At 41.6% G+C, this 3,016-nt stretch carries 3 protein-coding genes; all 3 read left to right on the forward strand.

Features of this window, described 5'->3' with window-relative positions; translation table 11 throughout:
• Nucleotides 1-277 (forward strand): UDP-galactopyranose mutase (locus ACR2F3_RS13985; RefSeq protein WP_432710597.1); only part of this gene is annotated, 277 nt, incomplete at its 5' end.
• 32 nt (nt 278-309) lie between these two features.
• Entirely contained in the window at nt 310-2,454 is a 2,145-nt protein-coding gene (locus ACR2F3_RS13990; RefSeq protein WP_432710598.1) for a family 1 glycosylhydrolase, read from the forward strand.
• Between the two features lies 1 nt (nt 2,455).
• On the forward strand, nt 2,456-2,710 hold the full coding sequence (locus ACR2F3_RS13995; RefSeq protein WP_432710599.1) for a hypothetical protein: 255 nt from the start codon (nt 2,456-2,458) through the stop codon (nt 2,708-2,710).
• Nucleotides 2,711-3,016 lie beyond the last annotated feature (306 nt).

A 3,016-nucleotide genomic window follows, 5' to 3' on the forward strand; every position in this document is an offset into this window, starting at 1 on the left:
CCGTATTACAGAGTTTAAACACCTCACCGGACAAAAACATCATAAAACATCAGTTGTTTATGAATTTCCAACGGCCGAGGGAGATCCTTACTATCCTATTCCGCAGGCAGAGAATCAAGCCATTTATCAAAAATACAATAGTCTCGCTTCCAAAATAAAATCAACGCATTTTGTTGGCAGGCTGGCCACCTATAAATATTATAATATGGACCAGGTGGTTGCACAGGCATTGACGGTTTTTAAAAAAATTGCGAGTAAAGAAATATTGGTTAACTGATGTAAACCAAACTTGGACTTAAAGCTATAGACATGGAATTATGGGGTGGAATTGAATGCACAATAAATAGGGTAGGTGATCAATATTTTAACCAACTTGTTTATCAGGGGCATTATGATCGGAAAAATGATCTGAAATTGCTGGAAGAATTAGGCATCAAAAAACTAAGGTACCCTATATTATGGGAATACCATCAACCAGAACAACACCAGCCTTTACAATGGGGAGTTATCGAAAAGAACTTACTGGAACTTAAAGAACGAAAAATTGAGGTGATTGCCGGGCTCGTGCACCATGGCAGTGGTCCGGCTTACGTTAACCTGATGGACCAAAGTTTCGCTGAAGGTTTGGCGGCTTATGCAACCGAAGTGGCAAGGCGCTTTCCCTGGATAAACTATTATACGCCTATCAACGAACCATTGACCACAGCACGCTTCTGTGGGTTATATGGTTTATGGTATCCTCACGAATGTAATGCTGTTTCGTTTTTGCGTATTTTGTATAATGAATGTAAGGCAACCCTATTAGCGATGGAAGCTATCAGGAAAGTGAATCCAAACGCTAAACTCGTGCATACCGAGGATCTTGGCAAAATTCACAGCACCAGGCATATGCAATACCAGGCAGATTTCGAAAATGAGAGACGATGGATAGGCATAGATTTACTTAGCGGACGTATGGATTCTTCGCATCCTTTATGGAGGTACTGTATCGATAATGGCTTGACGGAAGAAGAACTTCAGTTCTTTACAGCGCATGCAATGCCACCCGATATTCTGGGTTTCAACTATTATGTAACTTCGGAGCGCTATCTTGATGAGCATACAGAGTACTACCCAGTCCAAACACATGGTGGAAACGGTAAAGAGGTATACGCCGATGTGGAAGCGGTAAGAACCCGAGAAGCTAAAATGGATGGTTTAACCAATTTATTGCGCGATGCCTGGAACAGGTTACATTTGCCACTAGCAGTAACTGAATGTCATCTGTTCTGTGGACGTGAAGACCAGATGCGTTGGGTTAAATCAAACTGGGACGCCGTAGCAAACTTGCAAAAAGAAGAGATTGTGGTGGAGGCTTTTACTATTTGGTCAATTTTTGGTGCCTACGGCTGGGACCGGTTATTGACCCATCCACATGGTAATTATGAAAACGGCGTGTTTGACGTTAGGTCTTTGGAGCCAAGACCGACTGCCCTTAAAAAGTTGGTAAAAAGTTTAGCTGTAGGAGCCGCTTATGAACACCCATTGCTTAGCGGAAAAGGTTGGTGGGAGCGGGAAAGTCGAATAATATATCCAAAAGCCATAATTGAAACTGCTTTTAAACCTGAAATTACGTCCCCCTTAATCATTGTTGGGGCTACAGGTACCCTTGGCAAAGCGTTTACCAAAATATGCCAGCAGCGTAATATTTTTCATATTGCATTAACTCGTGCAGAGCTCAACATGGTCAACCCAGCTCAAATAGCCGAAACGATCGAAAAATATAAACCCTGGGCCATCATTAATGCAGCAGGATTCGTGCGTGTAGATGATGCGGAGATTCAATTTGAAGATTGTTTTCAAAGTAATACAGAGGGGCCGGTTAAACTGGCAAAAGCATGTCAGCAATATGGAGTTAAACTCTTAACCTTTTCGTCAGATCTTGTCTTTGATGGTGAAAAGAAAGAGGCTTATACCGAAGAGGATGCGGTAAACCCCTTAAATGTTTACGGTGCAAGTAAAGCCATTGCAGAGCAAGAGGTGCTCGCCAATGATCCCAATGCATTAGTTATACGCACAAGCGCTTTTTTTAGTCCATGGGACAATTACAATTTTGTTTACTCTATACTTGATTTTCTCGGAAAAAAGGAGCGTGTTAAGGTAGCTGATGATGTGGTGGTATCACCAACCTATGTTCCCGATCTGGTGAATGCCAGTTTAGATCTGCTTATTGATGATGCAAATGGGATCTGGCACCTGGTGAATGACGGTACCGTCAGCTGGTCAGAATTAGCTAAAGAAGTGGCAATTCGTGGTAATTATAACGCTTCCCTGCTAGAACCACTGCCAGTAGCCGAACTCGGTTATCCTGCGGTAAGGCCAAATTATAGCGCCTTAACGAGTAGACATGGCTTGATCTTGCCATCACTGGATCATGCCTTAAATCGTTATTTTTCTGAAAGAAATGCTTCCTAATATGATGAAAATTAAAGAGCCTGTATTAAAAATATTAAATAAACGCTATGAACCATCCACGATGGTAGAAACGACTTTCGGTCGCTATAATCTGTCTTTTAAAACAGATGCTGAAGGACGGCCCATTTTGTTATTCATGGGGCAGAAAGATGAAAGTGGTAATATCAAAGGAGAGCGGTACGCACGTCGGCTAAAGATTTCTCCAATGGGGGAGGTTATCAAAGACCATTGGGAACATAAAGGAAAGGCCACATAATTCGTATAAATACGTAGGTGTAAACAGATGGTTTTGGAAAAGTACCTGTAATGATTTATTTGTAAACAAAATTGAGGAAGCACTGTCATAAAGATAGTTAATTAGGTGTTAATTAAAATTTAATAAAATGGACAGATCAGAAAATCCGCAACACAAAGAAGGGCCAATTGCCCGAAACATTGAGGAACAAACGGCAAAACTACCTTCCGATTTATTTTTATGGGCTGCCGTGGCCTCCATGGGCGTATCCCTGACTTTGAAATGTCTGGGTAAAAAACACAATGCCTTATTTATCGGCCAATGGGC

Origin of the sequence: Pedobacter sp., assembly GCF_045627485.1 — a bacterium.
Lineage (GTDB): Bacteria > Bacteroidota > Bacteroidia > Sphingobacteriales > Sphingobacteriaceae > Pedobacter.

What these genes read in the sequence shown, in the direction of transcription:
- ACR2F3_RS13995 (WP_432710599.1), top strand. Translation starts at nt 2,456, where the DNA reads ATGATGAAAATTAAAGAGCCTGTATTAAAAATATTAAATAAACGCTAT.
- ACR2F3_RS13990 (WP_432710598.1), top strand. Translation starts at nt 310, where the DNA reads ATGGAATTATGGGGTGGAATTGAATGCACAATAAATAGGGTAGGTGAT.